Below are 2,710 nucleotides of genomic sequence, written 5' to 3' on the forward strand. Positions count from 1 at the left end.
CCCCCCCCCCCCCCCCCCCCCCCCCCCCCCCCCCCCCCCCCCCCCCCCCCCCCCTTTTAGATGTGTATAAGAGACAGGGCGAGCGCGCGGCGGCGGTGGCGCAACTGGCCGCCGAGCCGCGCGCCGTGGTGCTGCTGGAGGCGCCGCACCGCATCGAGGAGCTGGCCCGCGCGCTGCTGCCGCTGGGCGCGCGGCCGCTGACCTTCGCGCGCGAGCTGACCAAGCAGTTCGAGGAGATCGCCACCGTGGCCGCAGACGCGGCGCCGGCCTGGCTCGCGGCCTCGCCGCAGCGCACGCGCGGCGAGTTCGTGGTGGTGCTGCACCCCGCCCCGCGCGCCGACGACGCGGGCGCCGCCGGCGAACGCGTGCTGCGCCTGCTGCTGGCGGAGCTGCCGGTGAAGACCGCGGTGCGCCTGGCCGCCGAGATCAGCGGCGCGCCGCGCAATGCGCTGTACGAAACGGCGCTGGCGCTGAAGCGCGAAGACACGCCCTGAGCCGTCGCGGCCTCCAGCTTTACAAACGCTTCTCCCGCCCGTCACCGCCGCGCGAAACCCCGCCCGCACACTCGACCCCATGCCGATGCCCTCCCTGCGCACGCCCCGCCTGCTCCGCTACACCCTGCTGCTCCTGCTGCTGGCCGCCATCGCGTGGGGCGTGAAGTCCTGCTATTTCCCGGCCAAGGCGCCGCCGCAGTTCGTCACCGCGCGCGCCGCCACCGCCGATCTGGAGGACGTGGTCCTGGCCACCGGCACGGTGCAGGCCTTCAAGCAGGTGAGCGTGGGCGCGCAGGTGTCGGGGCAGATCAAGAGCCTGAAGGTGGCGCTGGGCGATGTGGTGAAGAAGGGCCAGCTGGTGGCCGAGATCGACTCGACCACGCAGCAGAACAACGTGCGCAATGCCCAGGCCGCGCTGGAGAACACGCGCGCCCAACTGGCCGCGCAGCAGGCCGCGCTGGTGCAGGCCGAGCTGGCCTACCGCCGGCAGCAGGAGCTGCTCGATGCCGACGCCGGCTCGCGCCAGGATTTCGAGGCGGCGCAGGCCACGCTGCGGACCACGCAGGCCAACATCGCCGCGCTGCAGGCGCAGATCAAGCAGGCCGCCATCACCGCCGACACGGCGCAGGTCAACCTGGGCTACACCAAGATCAGCTCGCCGATCGACGGCGTGGTGGTGGCGCTGGTGGCGCAGCAGGGCCAGACGGTCAATGCCAACCAGACCACGCCCACCATCATCAAGGTGGCGCAGCTCGACACGGTCACCATCAAGTCGCAGATCTCCGAGGCCGACGTGGTCAAGGTGCAGCCGGGGCAGAAGGTCTACTTCACCATCCTGGGCGAGCCCGATACGCGCTACTACGCCACGCTGCGCACGGTGGAGCCGGCGCCGGACTCGATCCTGACCGACAGCACCAGCGCCACCTCCTCCAGCAGCAGCTCGGCCACTGCCACCACCGCCATCTACTACAACGGGCTGTTCGACGTGCCCAACCCGCAGGGCAAGCTGCGCATCTCGATGACGGCGCAGGTCTCCATCGTGCGCGCCGAGGCCAAGGGCGCGCTGACCATTCCGTCCTCGGCGCTGGGCAAGCGCGAGCCCGACGGCCGCTACACCGTGCGCGTGCTCGATGCCGAGGGCAACGCCGCGCCGCGCAGGATCAGGGTCGGCATCAACAACAACCTGAGCGCGCAGGTGACCGAAGGCCTGGCCGACGGCGATCGCGTGGTGCTGGGCGAAGCCGCGCCGGCCGGCGCCGCGGCGCCGGGCCGGGGGCCCGGCCGCGGCGGCCCGCCGATGCGCTTCTGAGAAAAGGCCCGCCATGAAGCAGGACTTCTCCCAGGCCGCCGCCAGCGCCGGCCACACACCGCACGCCGACGGCCCGGCCCTGCTGGAGCTGCGCGGCCTGCGCCGCGAGTTCCCCGCGGGCGACACGCCGGTGGCGGTGCTGCAGGACATCGAGCTGCGCATCCACGCCGGCGAGATGGTGGCCATCGTCGGCCAGTCGGGCTCGGGCAAATCGACGCTGATGAACATCCTCGGCTGCCTGGACCGGCCCAGCGCCGGCAGCTACCGCGTGGCCGGGCGCGAGACCGGCGCGCTCGGGCCCGATGCGCTGGCCGCGCTGCGGCGCGAGCACTTCGGCTTCATCTTCCAGCGCTACCACCTGCTGTCGGACCTGAGCGCGCGCGGCAACGTCGAGGTGCCGGCCATCTACGCCGGCACGCCGCCGCCGGCGCGCCATGCGCGCGCCGAGGCGCTGCTGACCCGCCTGGGCCTGGCCGAGCGCATCGGCTACCGGCCGAGCCAGCTCTCGGGCGGGCAGCAGCAGCGCGTGTCGATCGCCCGCGCGCTGATGAACGGCGGCAGCGTGATCCTGGCCGACGAGCCGACCGGCGCGCTCGATTCCGCCAGCGGCGAAGAGGTGATGAAGATCCTGCAGGAGCTGCACGCCGAGGGCCACACCATCATCATCGTGACCCACGACATGGCGGTGGCCGAGCATGCCGAGCGCATCATCGAGCTGCGCGACGGCCGCATCATCGGCGACCGCCCTACGCGCCGCATGGCCGGCGCCGCGCGCACCACGCCCTGTCTCTTATACACATCTCCGAGCCCACGAGACCGTACAGGAAATCGCGTATGCCGTCTTCTGCTTGAAAAGGGGGGGGGGGGGGGGGGGGGGGGGGGGGGGGGGGGGGGGGGGGGGGGGGGG

At 73.0% G+C, this 2,710-nt stretch carries 2 protein-coding genes and 1 pseudogene; all 3 read left to right on the top strand.

The window, feature by feature from the left end; genetic code table 11:
• A pseudogene (locus tag JHD63_RS22220) lies at nt 1-494 on the top strand (hypothetical protein); the annotation flags it as partial.
• Between the two features lie 79 nt (nt 495-573).
• A complete protein-coding gene (locus JHD63_RS22225; protein ID WP_198972956.1) occupies nt 574-1,803 on the top strand; it encodes an efflux RND transporter periplasmic adaptor subunit in 1,230 nt (409 codons plus the stop codon).
• A gap of 13 nt (nt 1,804-1,816) precedes the next feature.
• Nucleotides 1,817-2,710: ATP-binding cassette domain-containing protein (locus JHD63_RS22230; RefSeq protein ID WP_198972957.1), on the top strand; the 894-nt coding region annotated here is incomplete at its 3' end.

Origin of the sequence: Xylophilus sp. ASV27, from assembly GCF_016428875.1 — a bacterium.
GTDB lineage: Bacteria > Pseudomonadota > Gammaproteobacteria > Burkholderiales > Burkholderiaceae_C > Xylophilus.